Source organism: Pseudomonas sp. S2_B10 (genome assembly GCF_054668425.1).
On sequence record NZ_CP162768.1, the window covers coordinates 165891 to 184936 of the forward strand.

Consider the following 19046-nt stretch of genomic DNA (forward strand, 5'->3'; position numbering starts at 1 on the left):
TGTAGGAACTGCCGAAGGCTGCGATCTTGTGGGACGCAGAGCGTCCCCGGCTGCATTCCCACGCAGAGCGTGGGAACGATCATGTGTACGCCGCACCTGTGGGAGCGAGCCTGCTCGCGAAGGCGGCAGCACATTCAACATCACAATCGCCTGACCCACCGTTTTCGCGAGCAAGCTCGCTCCCACAATGAGATCTCCTGCACCTTCGGAATCAGGCAAAGACGAAACTCGAATCCGTCAGGTTAGCCACGCCGACGCCAATCAGCGTCACGGCAAAATCGCCGACTTTCAGTACGGTATCAGCGCCGGACTGCGCGGCATGCTGCTTGTAGTCATAACCCTGTCCCGCGCCCGCGACGCCCATGAACAGCAGTTTGTCGCTGCCTTGATAACCATTGATCGCATCGAAACCGAACGCGCCGCTGAACAGGAAGGTGTTGCCGCCACCCACCGCCGTCATCACGTCGTTGCCGGCGCCACCCACGAAAGTCACCTGCGACTTGTCACTGATCAGTTGATCATCGCCACCAAGCCCGAACAGCCAGTCGCCATCGGCCATGGCATGCAGGGCATTGCCGTAGCCATCACCGCTGAGCGAATGGTTGTAATGGGTCAGTTCGCTGCCGTTGCTCAGGCCCTTGGCGGTGACGCCCCAGGTGATTTCCTTGCTGCCCCACCACGAACCGGCCTCTTTACTGACCAGCGCGCCGATGTCGCGGGTCAGGCTGACGCCGCCGTAGGCGTCGCGCACGTACAGCGTGCCGTCGCCGTCGTTGGCGAAGCTGAAGTTCTGCAACGGTTTCTGCAGTTCGAAGGTGTTATGGCCCTGCCCGCCGAAAATGACGTTGTAGCCGCCGTCATCACGAAAACGGTCGTCGCCGCCCAGTCCTTCAAGGAAATCGTTACCCGCCCCGCCCTTGAGCCAGTCGCTGCTCTGCGTGCCGATGATGAAGGTGCTGCTGCTGCTGTGCGGCTCGCCGCTGCGGCCCAGGTCCTCGACCCAGGTCTTGCTCCGCGATGCCTCTTCGAGATTGGCGACTATGATCGTCGAGTCGCGCTCGGTCAGGTTGTAGAACGCCGAATCAATCACCCGATTCAAGCCATCGGCGTAGCCCAGCGAACTGTGCGCCGACCAGTTCAGCGGATTGGCGATGCTGAACGGCACCAGGTTCTGCGCCGTGGAGGCGTAGTTATCGGTGAAGTTGACGAGGTTGTCGGTGGTCGATTCGTGCGGCTTGTCGTGCTTGCCCATCGACGCCGTGCTGAACGTGGTGCCGTCGAGCACGCGAAATACCGGATCGTTTTCGAAGCCGATATTGAGCACCTGGGTGCTGGAGTTGCTCTGGGTCGGCGAGGCGAAGGCGATGAAGCTGGCGTCCTTGTAGAAGCCGCCCCAGTTGTCCGCGCTCAATTCAGCGACGCTGTTGACCCCGAGCCCGCCGAGGCTATGGCCGCTGATCAGCACATCCCTGGCGGCAATGCCGTTGGCGATCGCGAAATCGGCGACGGCGTTGAGCAGATTGTCGAAAGCGTTTTTCGCGTAGTTGCTCGCGTAATCCGACGGCCCGACCGCCACGAGCAGATTGTTTTTCAGATCACCGAAAGTGTCGCTGTAACCCAGCCCGCCGGTGCCGCGAAAGGCAATGCCAAGGCCGATCAATTTGCCAGCGGCGTCGTACTTGCCGAGCACTTCGGCCTCGGCGCTGGTGAAGCCATCCTGTTCCCCGAAGAACGTGCCTTGCACGCCGACCTTGCCCTGATAGCCCAGCGCCGTCGCGGCGACCGGTGCCCACGCCGTGGCCGGCAATGGTTTGCCGGTGGGCGTGTAGGCATACAGCGTCAGTGCGATGGCGTCGCTGTACACCCCTTTGCCATCGGCATTTTTGTAATCGAACAATCCCATGTGCAGCGCTCCTTTTCCTTGAAAAACCGGCAGCCCAGAAGCGCTGCCGGTTACGCCTCAGAACTGCCAGTCGAGGGTCAGACCGACGCCGTGATCTTTTTCGTTCGAACCGATCAGGCCGTTGTAGTCAAGGTTGACCCGCACCTCGCGATTGAGTGCCAGCCCGGCGCGCACGCCGACCACAGCAGCGTCACGATCCATCGACACGCTCTGCACGGTGAACGCGCTGTTGCCGTTGGCGAAGGCCAGATGGCTGTCGGCATCGACGCTGCTCAGGTTGTGCTGCCAGCCGAGGCTGGCGCCCAGTTCCAGCTGATGCTTGTCCGACACAGCGAAGCTGCGCTTGGCGCGCACGCCGAGGGTCGACAGCACCACGTCGCGGTTGTCTTCACCACCCTTGAGCGCGGCAGCGTCACCCTTCTCGGTGAAGCTGTCGGTGTTGAGGTGCACGTAGGACAGATTGGCGAACGGCTCCAGGTTCATCGGTTGCAGGCCCAGATCGTATGCGGCCTCGGTGAACACTTGCGCGGTGGTCGCGTCACGTTTGGTTTTCTGTTTGCCGCTGACGTCGCCGAACTGCAGATCACGTTTGACGTCGATGCGATGCCAGCTGTAGGCGCCGCCGACGGTCAGGCGCAACGCGTCGATTTCATGGCCCAGATACGCACCCAAGTGGTAGCTGTCGACCGACGCCGACGAATGCGTGCCGCTGCCCATGCTCAACGAACTGTCGCTGTAACCGGTGACGAAACCGAGACGGGTATCTTCAGCAATCAGACCGTCGACACCAGCCAGCAGCCCACCGATGGAGCTATTGGAATCGGCATTGTCGTGTCCGCCGTCACTCTCGCCCCACGAGCCGAGGACCTTGACCCAGACGTTGCTGCGATCATCAGTCGGCGCATCGGCATTGAACAGATCACGCTCACGCAGGCGCTCGCCGACGGCTTCGCGCAGGTAGCGGCTGTCGTTGATCAGCAGCGTGCCGATGGCCGGGTGAATCTCGCCGGACAACTGTTGAAAGGCCTGCTGCGCCGACGCCGCGTTGGGCGACAGCAACAGGGTTTCGAACAGCGCGTTGCCCGCACCCAGACGTTCGGCGGCGTCACCGACGGCGCGCTGGTTCGGCGTCAGACCGACGCTGGCGAACGATGCCTCATTGCGCCCCACCGCCAGTTGAATGCCGCCCGCCGAATAATCCAGAGTGCCGCCAAGGAAGGCGTAATTCGGCAAGACCTGCCCGAAGCGCCCTTCAATGCCGCCCGCCGCTTGCAGAATGTTGTAGCGAGTGCCGAGCAGGCTTTGCACTTCGCCGGTGCTGAGCAAGGTCGGACTGTTTTCCAGTGACAGGCTCACCGTGGCGCCGTCGATGACGGCTTTGCCGCCCGCGACGATCTGGTCGCTGCTGGTCGGCGACAGCTCTACGGCGTAGGTCGAACCCGGCGCGAAAGTAACGTCCCCCGCCACATTCAGGGTGCCGATGGAATTGCCCGGTGCCACCGTACCGCCGCTGCTCACAGCCAGTGCGCCAATGCGGCCATTGCCGCCGAGGATGCCGCCATTGTTGACGGTGACCGCCGATTGCAGCGAACCGTTGATGGCCAGTCGACCCTGATTGACCAGGGTCGGACCGCTGTAAGTGTTGTTGCCGGTCAGCACCAGGGTGCCGATGCCTTGCTTGGTCAGACCGCCGTGGCCGCCGATGTCGTTGCGCCAGGTGTCGAGGCCGCAAGTGATATCGCTGCACACCCGCTCGGTCGGTTTGCCTTGGTCGATGATCGCGCCGATGCCCGGCAAATCAGCCACGAACTGGCCGGAGCCATAAGCGCCCTGCACGCGGAATTCTTCGGGAATGTCCTGCTCGGTGACGAACATCGCCGGGCCATCGATGGCCTTGCGCAGGTTGATCATGCCCCAACCGTACAAGGCGTCGATGCCCGGTGCGCCGAGGTCGGTGGCGGTGGTGCGCAACACGCTGGCGTCCTGGTCGCCGGACATATACGGGAAGCGCTCCATCAGCACGGCGATGGAACCAGCGACATGCGGCGCCGCCATCGAGGTGCCGTTGTAGTTGGCGTAGCTGGTGGTCAGGTTGCCGGCGTTGGTGCCTTCGATGATCGAGCTGTAGATCTTGGTGCCTGGCGCCGAGACGCAGTAACTGGCGGTGTAGCCGCAACGCGAGGAGAACGTGCTGATCACGTACGGATTGGCGCTGGCGGTGTCCGGGTTCTGCTGCAATGCGGCGACGGTGATCCAGTTCGGCGCGATGTCCGGGACGAAATAACCCAGGCCGGCAATGGCGTCGGGATTGTTCAGGTTGTAATCGTTGCCGGCGGCAAAAATGGTGACGATGCCGCTGCGAGCGGCGGCGATGGCGCCGTCGTAAGCGCCGCCGGGTTTGGTGCCGAGCAGCGTGCGGATTTCGTTGAATTGCAATTGCGCGTCGTTGACGGTGAAGTGCGGATACGCCGGATCGCGGCCGCCGAGGTCGAAGCGGTCGGTGATGCCGATGCCCCAGCTGTTGTTGATGATCCGCGCCCCGCTGGCGATCAGCGCATCCCAACCGGCCTTGTACACCGCGCCGTCGTTGCCGCGCACGATGCCGTCTTCCGGGCCTGGGTCGCCGTTATCGGCGCTGATGATCTGCGCACCGAATGCAACACCGTGCATCACCCCGCCGTCGCGACTGCCCGCCGCGATGCCGCCGACGTGCGTGCCATGGGCGCCGAGCTTGCCGTTGGAGCCGACCGAGGGTGAACCGTCATAGAGGAACGCATCGCCGGCCTTTACCGGGATGTAAGGGTCGGTGTATTCGCGAATGCCGCTGGTGACCAGGGTGACGACTTTGTTGCTGCCGGAGAACTCCGGATGTGCGGCGTAGACCGGCTGATCGAAGATGCCCAGCTTCACGCCTTTGCCGGTGTAGCCGGCGGCGTAGGCGTAATCCGCGCCGATCGCGCCCAAGCCCCAGTCAGCCTTGAATTCATTGCTGCGCCAGCTCGACGGATCGCCGCTGCGGCCGTTTTCCGCGTAAGGCGCTGCCTGCGCCATCGCACTGGCACAGAGCATGGCGACTGTCAGGGTTTTCAGGGCAAAGCGGCCACCCGATTGCGCGGGGGTATTGTTGTTATCCATCCACGACCTTCCTTAGTGATGTTGCGAAAAATCCGGTTGCCTTGATCGTTCCCACGCTCCGCGTGGGAACGATCAAGGTTTTGCGACTGCTGCGCAGTCGAGCGGGGATAAATCCCCTCGCCACGGTGACTCAAACACATGCAATCAGAACTGCCAGTTCAGGCTCAGGCCAACGCCATGCAGCTGCTCGCGGCTGGCCAGTTGGCCGTTGTAATCGAGGTTGACCCGCACGTCCTTGCTCAAGGCCAGACTGGCCTGCACGCCGACCAGTGCGGCATCGCGTACCAGCGCCGAGCTTTCCACGGAATACGGCGTGCCGCCGCTGGCAAAACGCAAATGCTGCTCTGATTCGATATCGCTGAGGCTGTGCTGCCAGCCGAGACGCGCGCTGACGTCCAGCGCTTGCTGGTTCGAAAGGTTGAAGGTTTTGCTCGCCCGCACGCCCAAGGTGCTCAGCGCCACATCGCGTCGATCTCCAGAGCTTTTGAGCGCAGCGGCATCGCCCTTTTCGGTGAAGCCTTCGGTGTCCAGATGCAGGTAGGTCAGGTTGGCGAACGGTTCCAGCGCCAACGTTTGCAGCTGCAAGCGATACGCCGCTTCGCCGAAGACTTGGGTGGTGGTCGCGTCAACTTTGGCTTTCTGCTTGGCGCTGACCTCGTCGTATTGCAGATCGCGTTTCACATCGCCGCGATGCCAGCTGTAGGCCGCGCCAGTGCTCAAGCGCCAGGCGCCGATGTCGTGCCCGGCGTAAGCACCAAGGTGATAGCTGTCGACTTTCGCCGAAGAATGCGTGCCCGAGCCCATGCTCAAGGAGCTGTCGCTGTAGCCAGTGACCAGACCGATGCGGGTCTGCTCGTCCAGCGCGCCGTCGACACCGGCCAGCAGGCCGCCGATCGAGGTGTTGTAGCCGGCCGTGTCGTGGCCCGAATCGGTGCTGCCCCAGGCGCCGAGGGCTTTGATCCAGCCGTTGCTGCGGGTCGCCGATTCATCGTGCAGCCGCTCGCCGACCGCATCACGCAACTGGCGGCTGTCATTGATCAGCATCGTCCCCAGCGCCGGATAAATCTCGCCGCTCAGTTGCTGGAAGGCTTGCTGCGCCGAGGCCTGAGTCGGTGCACGAAGCACACTTTCGTAAACCGAATTGCCGGCGCCCAGACCTTCAACTGCAGCGGCCACCGAACGCTGGTTCGGCGTTTGCCCGACGCTGGCGAAGCTTGTGGCATTGCGCTGGATATTCAGCTGGATGCCGCTTGCGGCGTAGTCGAGGGCGCCGCCGATGAACAGGTAGTTCGGCACTACTGCAGCGAACTGCCCCTGCACGCCGCCGGCCGCTTGCAGGATGTTGTACTGGCGACCGAGCAGGCTTTGCGCTTCGGCGCTGCTGAGCAAGGTCGGGCTGTTTTCCAGCGCCAGGCTGACGCTGGCGCCGCTGACGGTTGCCGTGCCGCCGGCGACGATGCGGTCACTGCTGGTGGGCGACAGCTCAACGGCGTAAGTCGAGCCCGGGGCGAGTGTCACATCACCAGCGACGTTCAAGGTGCCGATGGAATTGCCCGGTGCAACCCGGCCGCCGCTGTTGGCGGTCAACGCGCCGATGCGTCCGGAGCCGCCGAGGGTGCCGCTGCCGTTGACGGTGACCGCTGAGGTCAGCGAACCGTTGACGGTCAGCAGACCGCCGTTGACGGTGGTCGGGCCGCGATAGGTATTTGCGCCGCTGAGCAGCAATTGCCCGGGGCCGGACTTGATCAGGCTGCCCTCATACACCCGGTTCGCCGCTGCCGCATCACGCAGCATGCCGACGGCGTAATCGGTCTGCTCCTGCTGACTGGCGCCGGCCGGGACACCGTTCTCCCAGCCTTTGTCCTGTAGGGTTTGCTGCCAGGCGCTGTGCTCGGCGAGGTCTTCGCGCTGGCGCTGGAGCAGCGCCTTGTCAGAGATGTCATTGCTCCAGACATCGCGCTGCCCTGCCCCCAGATTCGCGTCGAACGCACCGAGCAATTGCCCCGGCCCGCGCATCGCCCGATTGAGATTGGCGACGCCCCAGCCGACCCGCTCGTTCGGTGCGTCGGTGACCGCGCCATCGAGTTGCGTAGCGGTGGTCAGCAGCACCTCGAGCGCCTGCTGGTTGGTCATGTACGGATAACGCTCCATCACCAGCGCCAGGGCGCCGGTCGCGTGCGGCGCCGCCATCGAGGTACCGGACTTGATCGCATAACCGCCACCGGGAATGGTGCTGTCGATCTTCGCCCCCGGTGTGGTGATGCACCAGTATTTGGCGATGCCGCACTGGTTGTATTTCTGCTGATTGCTCTGATCGAGCCCGGACACCGCCAGCCAGTGACCTTCCAGATCCGGCTGAAAGTACGGCAGCGCCGAACGTACGCTGGCATTCGGGTAGCCGCTGTTGCCGGCGCTGAAGACATTGATCACGCCGCGCCGCGAAACATCGGCAGCGGCGTCGAGCCAAGTGCCCTTGTTCCAGTGTTGCGCGTAGGCGGCGTGCAGATCCGCGAGAGTGCGGTAACTGACATCCGGCGGCTGACTGCCCCAACTGTTGTTGATCGCCCGCACCCCGGCATCGGCGAGGCTGTCGTAGACCGCTTTGAAATAACGCGGATCAGGGCCGGGGCCGAAGAGGAAACTGTCGTTCTTGTTGGTGTTGCCGACGTAGATTTGCGCGTTGTACGCCACCCCGTGCATGCCGCTGCCATCACGGGCGGCGCCCATGGTGCCGACCACGTGGGTGCCGTGGGAATCGTTGTTGGGGTTGAGCGTGCCGTCGACGTTGAACGCTGAGCCATCGACGTAGCTGCCGCTGGCGGTTACCGGGTGATAACGGTCGGCGGAGAATTCGGGGTGGGCGGCATCGAAACCGGAATCGAGCGCGCCGATTTTCACGCCCTTGCCGGTGATGCCGGCTGCGTAGGCCTGATCGGCCTGCATGCGTTCCAGGCCCCAGTCGCGCAGGAACTCGGCGCTGCGCCAACTGGCCGGATTGCCGGGCTGGCCGGGTTCCAGGTATTGCGCCTGCGTTGCCGAGGTCACCAGCAATAGCGTGCCGAGCGAAATCGGTTTGATGCGTACGTCCATGGTCATCATTCTCGTTTTTGTTGTTTTGTTCAGGGCTGATAGCGATGTCGCCCGTTCCCCTCACCCCAGCCCTCTCCCCGAGGAGAGGGAGCCGATTTGTGTTGATGTCTAAACCTGCGGCCTGCTCGGTCGTTCAAGTCGATGCAGCTATCGCAGGCCACTCGGTCAGTCCCCTCTCCCTCTGGGAGGGTCAGGGTGAGGGCTGTTGCGCGACCACAAATGCTTCGTCCACCCGCACCAGATCCTGCTCATTAACGTCTCGGTGCAAAGCCTCAGATCCTGCGGTGTCGCCCGTTCCCCTCACCCCAGCCCTCTCCCAAAGGGAGAGGGAGCCGACCGTGTTGTCTTCAGTTATTCAGCGACCTGGAAAACCAGTCGATTACGGATTCAGCACAGCTCGTTCAAATCGGTGCATCTCGCCAATCTCCCCGGATCGGTCCCCTCTCCCTCTGGGGAGAGGGTTAGGGTGAGGGCTGTTGCGCGACCACAAATGCTTCGTCCACCCGCGCCAAATCCTGCTCATTAACGTCTCGGTGCAAAGCCTCAGATCCTGCGGTGTCGCCCGTTCCCCTCACCCCAGCCCTCTCCCAAAGGGAGAGGGAGCCGACCGTGTTGTCTTCAGTTATTCAGCGACCTGGAAAACCAGTCGATTACGGATTCAGCACAGCTCGTTCAAATCGGTGCATCTCGCCAACCTTCCCGGATCGGTCCCCTCACCCCAGCCCTCTCCCAAAGGGGGAGGGAGCCGACCGTGTTGTCTTCAGTTATTCAGCGACCTGGAAAACCAGTCGATTACGGATTCAGCACAGCTCGTTCAAATCGGTGCATCTCGCCAATCTCCCCGGATCGGTCCCCTCTCCCCCTGGGAGAGGGTTAGGGTGAGGGCTGTTGCGCGACCACAAATGCTTCGTCCACCCGCGCCAGATCCTGCTCATTCAGCGTCCCGGCGTAGTAATGCAATTTGGTCCAGGCCATCAGGTAGTCGTAGCGTGCCTGGGCCAAATCCCGGCGGGTGGTGAACAGTTGCTGCTCGGCATTCAACGCATCGAGATTGGTGCGTTCGCCGCCCAGAATGCTTTGTCGGGTCGAGACCACCAGTGCTTCCGCCGACTTCAAGGCCTTCTGATAAGCACGCAATTTGCTCACTCCGGACAGGCACGCGCTGAACTGTCGGCGCAGTTCGATCAGGGTTTCGCGGGTTTTGCCATCCAGTTCGTATTCGGCCTGTTCCATGGTGCGGCTGGCCTGGCGCGTCGAGGCCGACACCCCGCCGCCGGCGTACAGCGGCACGCTGACTTCCAGGCCGATGGTGTTGGTTTCGTAGCGCTGGTTATAGGTGTTGCCGCTTTCCGACTCGTTGTCGCGCATCGAGGCATAGGCGCTTACTTTCGGCAGATGCCCGGCGCGGTTGCGTTCGACTTCATAGCGCGCCACTTCCACGGCCTGACGCTGCGAAGCGAGGTTCGGGTTGTTGCTGATCGCCAGTTCATGCCAGGTGTCGAAGTTGGCCGGTTGCAGCGTGAAGGTCTGGAATTGCTGACCAAGCGGCGCCAGATCGCCGATGTCCACTGCCGGCACGCCGACCAGCGCCCCGAGCTCACGCAAGGCGGCATCCTGCTCGTTGCGCGCTTCGATTTCCTCGGCAGTCGCCAGCTCATAGCGCGACTCGGCTTCGAGAATATCGGTGCGCGTGCCCTCGCCCTGCTTGAACATGTGTTCGTTCTGCTGGAACTGCTGTTCGTAGGCCTTCTTCTTCGCCTGGGCGATGTCGATCTGGTCCTGGGCGAACAAGGCTTTGGTGTAGTTATCCAGCACGCGCACCAACAGTTCCTGACTCTTGCCGCGAAACGCTTCGTCGGCGAACAACGACTGCGCCACGCCTTTGCGATACGCCGCGTAAGCCTCGTAATCGAGCAGCGGTTGCTGCACCGTCAGCGCCGAGCCGTAACTGTTGTAGTTGCGCTCATCGGTGCGGTTGCGCGCGCGATCATCCAGAGACGTCGCCTTGGACGAGTTGCGGCCCTTGTTGTAGGTGTAGCCGATCCGTGGCAGCAGCCCGGCGCGGCCAATCGCGCGGTTTTCCAGGCCTGCATCGCGCTCCTTGATTGCACCGAGAAACACCGGATCGTTGCGCAACGCCTGTTCGTAAATCTCGAATGGCCCCATGGCCGCGACTGCCGAGTGACTCGCGAGCAGCGTCATTGCGGCCCCCAGCATGCAAAGCTTTTTCATACAGCCGAACATCCTTATTCCTCGGTCAACGCGGAACCGGCGCGATCGAGCAGCGGTTTGAACAAATAGTTGAGGAGTGAACGCTCACCGGTGCGCACGAACATTTCCGCCGGCATACCGGGCTTGATCACCAGGCCGTTGAGCTTTTCCATGGCCTGATCGCTGACGCTGCTGCGCAACACGTAATACGGCACGCCGGTTTTCTCATCGACCATCTGGTCGGCGGAAATCAGGCTGACTGCGCCGGGCACGCGCGGGGTTTTGCTCTGGTTGAACGCGGTAAACAGAATGTCCACCGGCAAATGCGTGCCGACCTTGTCGATCAGGTTGATCGGCAAGTGCCCCTCTACTTCCAAGGTGGTGCCTTGCGGAACGATCTCCAGCAGGGTTTCGCCCTGACGCACCACAGCGCCTTCGGTGTGCACGCCGAGGTTGACTGCCACGCCATCGGCGGTGGCGAGGATCTCGCTGTGTTGCAGGTCGAAACCGGCGGAGGTCAGCTGTTCGGACAGTGTCACGCTTTTGAGCTGCGCATCGGCCAGTTGCGTGCGCACTTCCTTCTGGTATTCCTCGCCGTGCTGCTGCAACTTCAGGCGCGATTCAAGGATGCCCTGCTCCACGCGCCCGCTTTCACCGGTGTTTTCCGCCAGTTGCTGCTGCACTTGCGACAGTTGCCGCTGGTAGTCCATCAAGCGGTTGCGCGGGATGTAGCCGTTGTCGGCCAGCGGTTGCAGGTTGCTCAATTGTTGCTGCAAGGAACTGGCCTGGGCATTGAGGTCGCTGCGGGCGCGGCGCATGCCGGCCAGTTGTGCGGTGGCGCCTTCGATATTGGCGCGCAGTGCCGCTTGTTCCCGGGAGAAGGCTTCGCGGCGGCTGCTGAACAGTTGCCGCTGGCCTTCCAGCACCAGCGCCAGGCGCGGGTCCGGGTCGTTGCTCAGCTCGGCCGGAAAGCTGACTTGCTTGAGGTTGTCGCGCTCAGCTTGCCAACGCGCGAGGCTGGCCCAAGCCATGCGGTACTGCGCCTGTAGCGATTGCACGTCGGCAGCCACTTGCGTCTGATCAAGGCGGAACAACGGCTGGCCCTGCTTCACGATCTCGCCTTCGCGCACCAGAATCCGGCTGACCACGCCGCTGCTCATCGACTGCACGGCCTTGCGCTTGCCCGAGACCACCACCGTGCCCTGCACCGGAATGCCCTGATCCAGCGGCGCCAGTGCCGCCCAGGTGAAGAAACTGCCAGCGCCGACGATGGCCAGAATCCAGCCCATGCGCGCGAAGAATTTCGCATCGCGCTCCGGGCGCTCGGTGAGGTAGGCGTGTTCCATATTCGCTTCGTTTTCAGTGTTCATGCTGGCGCTGCTCATACACCCGAATTCCTTGTCGAGGGCTGATACTGCCGGCTCATGCTGAGCCCGCCCGGTGTTTGTGCGGCTTTTTCGCGTTGCTGTTCGTGCTGACCGGAAAGTGCCTTGAGCACATCCTGACTCGGGCCGAACGCCTGCAAACGACCATCGTTGAGCACGAGCAATTTGTCAGCCTGAGCCAGTACCGAAGAACGGTGCGTGACCAGAATCACCGTGGTGCCTTGCGCCTTGAGTTGCGCAATGGCGCTGGCCAGTGCGGCTTCGCCGACGGTGTCGAGGTTGGAATTGGGTTCATCGAGCACCACCAGACTCGGCGTGCCGTACAGCGCGCGGGCCAGGGCCACGCGTTGCTTCTGGCCACCGGACAAGCCGCTGCCGTCCTCGCCCAGTTGCGTGTCGTAGCCCTGCGGCAGGCGCAGGACCATCTCGTGGACACCGGCCTGTTGCGCGGCGGTGACGACTTTTTGCGGGTCGGCTTCGCTGAAGCGCGCGATGTTTTCGGCAATGGAGCCGCTGAACAACTCGATGTCTTGCGGCAAATAACCAATGTAGGGGCCGAGCTGGTCGCGGTTCCAGCGGTGAATATCAGCGCCGTCGAGGCGCACGGTGCCGCCCAGAACCGGCCACACGCCGACCAGCACTCGAGCCAGCGTCGACTTGCCGGAACCAGACGCGCCGAGCACGCCGAGCACTTCGCCAGCGCCCAGCGTGAAATTGACCATGTGCAAAGTGGCCGCACGCTGCCCGGGCGGGCCGGCGCTGACTTGTTCGAAGCTGATCTGGCCATTCGGTGCCGGCAGTGCCATCGCCTCGTCGCTAGGCGGAAACGCCTGCAACAGCGCATCAAGGCGCCGGTAAGCCAGCTTCGCCCCGCTCCACTGCTTCCAAACGGCGATCAACTGATCGATCGGGCTCAGCACGCGTCCCATCAGGATCGAACCGGCGATCATCATCCCCGCCGTCATGTCGCCCTTGATCACCAGCAACGCGCCCAGGCCCAGCACCAACGATTGCAGGCACAGGCGCAGGGTCTTGCTCAGCGAACTGATCACCGCACCGGTGTCGCTGGCCTGGTTCTGCAAACCGAGAAAGCGCGAATGCACCCCGAACCAGCGCTTGCGCAGCGAGCCGAGCATGCCCATCGCCTGAATGGTTTCGGCGTTGTGCAAGTGACTGGTAGCCAACTGACTGGACTGCTGGGAAAAACCGGCGGCTTCGCCCAGCGGTTTTTTGGTCATGTATTCGTTGAGGCACGCCAGCGCGATCAACAACAGCGCGCCCGCCGTGGCCAGCACGCCGAGCCAGACGTTGAACAGGTAAATGACAAACAGATAGACCGGGAACCACGGCGCATCGAAGAAGGCGAACAGCGCCGGGCCGGTGACGAACTGGCGAATGTGGGTCAGGTCGCCCAGCGACTGCCCGGCGTTACCCTCGCCCTTGAACAGGTTGCGCTCGAACGCGGCCTGATAGACGCGCAGATTGAAGCGCCGCTCCAACTGGCTGCCGATGCGGATGACGATAAAGCTGCGGATCACTTCCAGCAGGCCGATGAAGGCGAAGAACCCGACCACCATCAACGACAGCATCGCCAGAGTGGTTTCGTTCTGTGACGACAGCACCCGATCGTAAACTTGCAGCATGTAGATCGACGGCACCAGCATCAGCACGTTGATCAACGCAGTGAAACAACCGACGCTGATCAGAATGCTTTTATAGTCGCCCAATGCCTTGATTAACGGAGCGGCCGGAGACTTCGCCATCTTCATTGATTCTTCCTGAGTTCATAGTCTCGTCGGTGCGGACGAGCATTCCATTGATATTTCGCGTACCTGCCAAAGATCATTTGCAAGTAGTGCTTACAATTTCATAACAAGTTGATCGGCTTCGCGGTTATAACGCTCAGTTATCGCAGTACATCAACTTCGCGCAACTACCCAGCCACCGCTTAGTGCCCGACGCGTTCGAGCAAGATAAGCAATTGCGAATTCAACCTGCTTGTGTAAGAGCCATCCCCCCGGCGGCTGAAAAAGGCGATTTTCGAACCCTCCTTGCCAGTGATGGCAATGCCATCGGGTTCTGGAAACCAGCCAATCGGGGCTTCGCTCAACCACGCGCCCAGACAATCGGCGCCCTCGCCCAAGGTCTTGTTTGGCGCAAGATCGACAACGCAAGTGTTCGACGGCTTGTCTTGCAGCAACCGCGTTTCAGGTGTGTCGTTGTGACCGGTCAATGTGGCCTGCCAGCGCCCGGCGAATGCCGAGGGTTCTTCGAGTCTGAGGCTGCTTGCCATGCTTGTCGCTCCGGTCATCATCAGCGTGACTGCCATCAGCCATGCCATCGTCGTGTCAGTTAAAACGTATCGAGTCATAGGAAATTTCACTTCCGCTCGTAGCCTTGCTCGGGGATCAGGCCGATGCAAGCGAAGAAAGCGACGCACGAGGCGCCGCTTTCCTTTCACATCACGCCACGATGTCGCTGGTCGCTGCCTGGCCCACGGTGCTGACGATGAAGTCAGCCACGCCATGCCCGGAGAAATCCACCGACAACAGGCTATTGCCGCCCGACGAGGTCAACACTGCGTCGCCGGCCGAACCGGTGAAGCTGTTGACGAAGTGCAGGCCCGCACCGTTGGTGATGCCGGTCAGGTCGATTTTGTCCAGACCGCTGACAAAATCGAGGATCTGATCGATCGCACCTGGCTTGGAGTCCGAGCTGGCGGCGAACACGAAAGTGTCCGAACCGGCGCCGCCCCACAGCTTGTCGGCACCGCCAGCGCCGTACAGGATGTCGTTACCGGCACCGCCCTTGAGCTCGTTGGCCACGCTGTTGCCGATCAACAGATCGCTGCCCGAACCGCCAATCGCGTTCTCGATGACCGCGCCCTTGGCGATCGACACGTTACCGACCATGCCGCCAACGTCGGAGAACGAAGCGCTGTTGAGGTTGATCTTCTGGTTCTGGGTGAAACCGGAGAAATCCAGGGTGTCCTTGCCGCCGGCATCCCACACCGAGAACACCACTTTGTCGCTCGACGACGACGCGCTGAGGAAATCGCGGCCGGTATTGGAGTTGAAGCCGTAGGTGGTGTCGCCGGTGCGGGTGGTGGTGTTGGTGCCGTAGAGTTTCTGGATGGCTGCGATGTCGTCCATCAGCGGGCCGGACGAATAGGCTTCGACGCCGCCCTTGCTGAAGTTCTGGTTGGTGTTGCTCTCGCTCCAGTAACTCATGACGCTGTAGCCACGGGTGTCCTGGCCGTAGGTCGCGTCGTTGTAGGTCGGGTTGCCGTTGCCGGCGTTGTAGTCGCCAGGGTGAGCAAGGCCCAGGGTATGGCCGATTTCGTGGGTCAGGGTCTGACGACCGTAGTTGTTCAGATCCGGGTTCTTGTTCTGCGTGTAACCGCTGTTGATCAAGTACCACGAGGTGCCGTCATAACCGGCGCCGGTGCCCGGCAGATAGGCAAACGCCGCAGCGCCATCCTGGCCACCGCTGTAATTACCGAAGGTCATGTGCCCGTCGCCGCCCGAGGCTCTCTCGGTGAAGGTGACATTGGCCACATCGGCCCAGGACTGCATGGCGAGCTTGGCCTGCGCCTGTTGCTGCGCGCTGAACTGACTGAACCCGGTGATCCCGTGCTTGTTCATCGTGCTGTTCGAGGCCGAGGTCAGGAACGTATAGGTGAGTTCGATCTTGCCGCTGCTGTCCTTGTCCTGATAGGCAGCGCCGTCACGCAGCAATTGCGTAGCCGCCTGGTCGACGGAGTACGAGGGTTTGCCATTGACCGTGAGGTTGCCGCCACGGTCATACTGATGGCTGAAGCTATTGATCTGGTTGTACGCCGAGCTGAAGGCGGCCAGCTGGAAAGCCTGTTCGGCGGAATCAACAGCATTGGTTTTAACTTTCGACATAAACACACTTCCTTGTTTAGCAATGGAACAGTTTTTGTCCGACAGGACGATCTTTGGCGAGATCGTCCTATCACTCGCCCAATGAAGGCGTAACGAACCTGACACAATTGGAAATCTGTCGTAAAGGATTTTTTTGCGATCCAATTTGGTGGTATCAGGAAACTGCCGTAAACAAAGCGTGCGGGGAGGAAAGATTGTTTTTAGTTGTAGCGAGGGCGCAAATTGTCTGACGATTTTCTATTTAAATATTAAATATCGCTAAGTTTGAATTTGTTGGGCAAGTCACACTTTCAGTCAGCGGTGCCAGTGCTTTGATATCAACTATGCTGATTCATTGAATAACAAATGTGGGAGCGAGCCTGCTCGCGAAGGCGCCAAGCCAGTCAACATAAGAGTCGAATGACAAACCGCTTCGCGAGCAGGCTCGCTCCCACAGGGGTCTTGTACGTTGGCCTGAAAAAACTCAGCTGCCGGTACGAATCTTGTTCCAAACCCGCGTCCGGATCCGGTCGATAGTCAGCGGCATCGCTTCCAGCGCAAACAGCTTGCCCATCATTTCCGCGCTCGGGTAAACCTTGGTGTCGTTCTTGATCGCCGGATCGATGAGCGTGTCCGCCTGTTCGTTGCCATTGGCGTAGTGCACGTAATTGGTGATGCCGGCCATGACATCGGGGCGCAGCAGGTAATTCATGAAGGCGTACCCGGCCTTTTCGTCCGGTGCGTCGGCGGGCATGGCGACCATGTCGAACCAGATGGCCGCGCCTTCCTTGGGAATCGCATAACCGATCTCGACGCCGTTCTTGGCCTCCTTGGCGCGGTTCTCCGCTTGCAGGATGTCGCCGGAAAAGCCGACTGCTACGCAGATGTCGCCGTTGGCCAGGTCACTGGTGTACTTCGAGGAATGGAAGTAGCTGACGTAGGGCCGCACTTTCATTAGCAAAGCTTCGGCTTTTTTGTAGTCTTCGGGATTCTTGCTGTGGTGCGGCAGGCCGAGGTAGTTAAGTGCCGCCGGGAGCAGCTCCGGGCCGTTGTCGAGGATCGCCACGCCGCACTTTTGCAGTTTTTCCATGTATTCGGGTTTGAAGATCAGATCCCAGGAATCCACCGGCGCGTCGTCGCCCAGCACCGCTTTGACCTTGGCGATGTTGTAGCCGATGCCGGTGCTGCCCCACAGATAAGGGAAACCGTGCTCGTTGTTCGGGTCGTTGGTCTGCAAGGCTTTGAGCAGTGCCGGGTTGAGGTTCTTCCAGTTCGGCAACTGACTCTTGTCGAGTTTCTTCAGCGCCCCACCCTGAATCTGCCGCGCCATGAAGTGGTTCGACGGGAAGACCACGTCGTAACCGGATTTGCCGGTCATCAATTTGCCGTCGAGGGTTTCGTTGCTGTCGTAGACGTCGTAGGTGACGCCGATGCCCGTGTCTTTCTGGAAATTCTTCGTGGTGTCCGGGGCGATGTAGTCGGACCAGTTGTAGACCTTGACCGTCTCGGCCGCGTGACTGACGGAAGCGGCCAGCAGCAGCGGCGCCAATGCGAGGGTTTTCTGGATCATGGGGCGATTCCTGTATGGGCTTTTTTTGTTGGCAGGCAATCAAAGGATCGAACAATCAGAAAATCAGCACGTAGCTCTTGCGCACGGTTTCCTGGATATCCCAGATCCCGAGCGTGTTGGCTGGCAACATCAGTGCGTCGCCGCCTTGTATGTGCAGGGTTTCGCCGCCACCGTCGGGGGTGAAGGTGCAGCGCCCGGAAATGAAATGGCAGAACTCCTGCGCGGTGATCTGCCGCCGCCAGCGGCCCGGGGTGCATTCCCAGACGCCGGTTTCGACACCGTCGTCGCGCTCGACGCTGGTGGTCGAGGCAATTGCGACAGGTTCGCCGAGGGGCACGGCGACCGGGTTGGACTCCTCGAGTTCGAGCCCGGCGGTGTTCTTGAATTGGGTGATGCTCATGGCGTGACCTGTTTGTTGAGGGAAACGACGTTCAGTGCATGAAACCTTCCATGAACCCGGCGACTTGGCTGGCGAGCTTGCGCCGCCAGGGCGCGGTCGCCGGATTGGCCAGCGTCTGGTCTTCATGCACGAAACTTTTGATGATCGCGTTGTAGCCGAGCCAGCGGCATGGCTCTGGCTCCCAGGCACGCAGCGCGTGAATGCCACCGTCGGGCAGGACCCACGGTTGTTGGGTCAGCTCGCTGTCGCGCTCAAGAATCAGATCGGCCAGCGTCCGGCCGCCGAGATTGCTGGCACCGACGCCCTCGCCGCCATAACCGCCAGACAACGCGATGCCGTTGGCGCGGTCGCAGAGCATGTGCGGCTTGAAATGCCGCGACATGCCAAGGTTGCCGCCCCAGGCGTGGGTGATCTGCACATTTTTCAGCTGCGGGAACAGTTCGCCGAACAGATAGAGGCGCAGTTCGACCTCATCGCGGGTGAGGTTGAAGTCATGGCGCAGCTTGCCGGCGAACTGATAACCGCCACGGGCGCCGAAGATCAGACGATTGTCGGCACTGCGCTGGCCATAGGTGACCTGACGGCTGAATTCACTGAAGGCCTGGCCGCGATTGAGGCCGATTTCGTCCCAGGTCGCAGCGGACAGCGGCTCGGTGGCGACAATCAGGCTTTGCACCGGCAATTGATAACGGCCAAGTGGCGGCAAGGTCACCGAATAACCTTCCACCGCCGGGACGATCCAACGGCTGCGCACGCTGGCCTTGGCGGTACGCAGACTGCCGGGTTGCCAGTGGGTGACCGGGCTGTTTTCGTAGATTTTCACGCCCATGTTCTGCACGGTCCGCGCCAGACCACGAACCAGTTTCGCCGGGTTAATGGTCGCGACATGGGGGGCGAAGATGCCGCCGTAGGGCTTGGCCACGCGGATCTGCTGAGCCAGTTGATCGGGACTCAGCCAGCGGTAATCGTCGTCAGTCAGGCCTTGGGCATGCAGCTTGCTCAGGTAATCGCGCAGAACGGTTTCCTGCTCTGGGTAGCGCGCGGCACAATAAAGCACCCCGCCCTTGCGGTAATCGCAGTCGATGCCTTCGCGTTCAACGACGATCTCCACTTCATCGGGGATGCTGTGCAGCAGATCAAACGAAGCCCTGCGCTGCTGCGGCGATAAGCCTGCGAGCAAGCGATCCTCGCCCAGCAAGTTACCCATCAGCCAGCCGCCATTGCGTCCGGACGCACCGAACCCGGCGGTTTGCGCCTCGATGATGGCGATATCCAGGCCGGGCGCCTGTTTTTTCAGGTAGTACGCCGTCCACAGTCCGGTGTAACCGGCGCCGATGATCGCCACGTCGACATCCAGGTCCCGCTCTAACGCAGGGCGCGCCAGCAGCGGCTCATCGAGCTGATCCATCCATAAACTGATCGTGCGCCACGCCGACATGCCAGACTCCGCCACTGAAAACCTTCG

The 19046-nt window shown here is 61.5% G+C and carries 11 protein-coding genes; all 11 read right to left on the bottom strand.

The genetic code is table 11. From position 1 onward, the window contains the following. Positions 1-211: 211 nt before the first annotated feature. The 11 genes from AB4O45_RS00705 to AB4O45_RS00755 all read right to left on the bottom strand — a co-directional run bounded on the left by AB4O45_RS00705 (position 212) and on the right by AB4O45_RS00755 (position 19019). Complete coding sequence (locus AB4O45_RS00705; protein WP_460160936.1) at positions 212-1903, bottom strand: polyurethane esterase; 1692 nt, start codon at positions 1901-1903, stop codon at positions 212-214. Between the two features lie 57 nt (positions 1904-1960). Next, complete coding sequence (locus tag AB4O45_RS00710; RefSeq protein ID WP_460160937.1) at positions 1961-5038, bottom strand: autotransporter domain-containing protein; 3078 nt, start codon at positions 5036-5038, stop codon at positions 1961-1963. 144 nt (positions 5039-5182) lie between these two features. Beyond that, on the bottom strand, positions 5183-8128 hold the full coding sequence (gene eprS / locus AB4O45_RS00715) for an autotransporter serine peptidase EprS (RefSeq protein WP_460160938.1): 2946 nt from the start codon (positions 8126-8128) through the stop codon (positions 5183-5185). A gap of 873 nt (positions 8129-9001) precedes the next feature. After that, a complete protein-coding gene (locus AB4O45_RS00720) occupies positions 9002-10372 on the bottom strand; it encodes a TolC family outer membrane protein (RefSeq protein ID WP_252882087.1) in 1371 nt (456 codons plus the stop codon). A 2-nt stretch (positions 10373-10374) separates the two neighbouring features. After that, complete coding sequence (locus tag AB4O45_RS00725) at positions 10375-11724, bottom strand: HlyD family type I secretion periplasmic adaptor subunit (RefSeq protein ID WP_150635184.1); 1350 nt, start codon at positions 11722-11724, stop codon at positions 10375-10377. Beyond that, complete coding sequence (locus AB4O45_RS00730; protein WP_252878256.1) at positions 11721-13493, bottom strand: type I secretion system permease/ATPase; 1773 nt, start codon at positions 13491-13493, stop codon at positions 11721-11723. Before AB4O45_RS00730 ends, AB4O45_RS00725 begins: the two co-directional genes overlap by 4 nt. A gap of 179 nt (positions 13494-13672) precedes the next feature. Further along, on the bottom strand, positions 13673-14095 hold the full coding sequence (locus AB4O45_RS00735) for an AprI/Inh family metalloprotease inhibitor (protein ID WP_236169108.1): 423 nt from the start codon (positions 14093-14095) through the stop codon (positions 13673-13675). A 91-nt stretch (positions 14096-14186) separates the two neighbouring features. Continuing rightward, the gene (locus AB4O45_RS00740; RefSeq protein WP_460160939.1) at positions 14187-15632 is read right to left on the bottom strand and encodes a serralysin family metalloprotease; all 1446 of its coding nucleotides are present in this window, start codon (positions 15630-15632) and stop codon (positions 14187-14189) included. A 463-nt stretch (positions 15633-16095) separates the two neighbouring features. Then, a complete protein-coding gene (locus tag AB4O45_RS00745) occupies positions 16096-17181 on the bottom strand; it encodes a polyamine ABC transporter substrate-binding protein (protein ID WP_406226662.1) in 1086 nt (361 codons plus the stop codon). Between the two features lie 55 nt (positions 17182-17236). Continuing rightward, a complete protein-coding gene (locus AB4O45_RS00750; protein ID WP_056789830.1) occupies positions 17237-17581 on the bottom strand; it encodes a cupin domain-containing protein in 345 nt (114 codons plus the stop codon). A gap of 31 nt (positions 17582-17612) precedes the next feature. Beyond that, complete coding sequence (locus AB4O45_RS00755; protein WP_460160940.1) at positions 17613-19019, bottom strand: NAD(P)/FAD-dependent oxidoreductase; 1407 nt, start codon at positions 19017-19019, stop codon at positions 17613-17615. Positions 19020-19046: the final 27 nt, after the last annotated feature.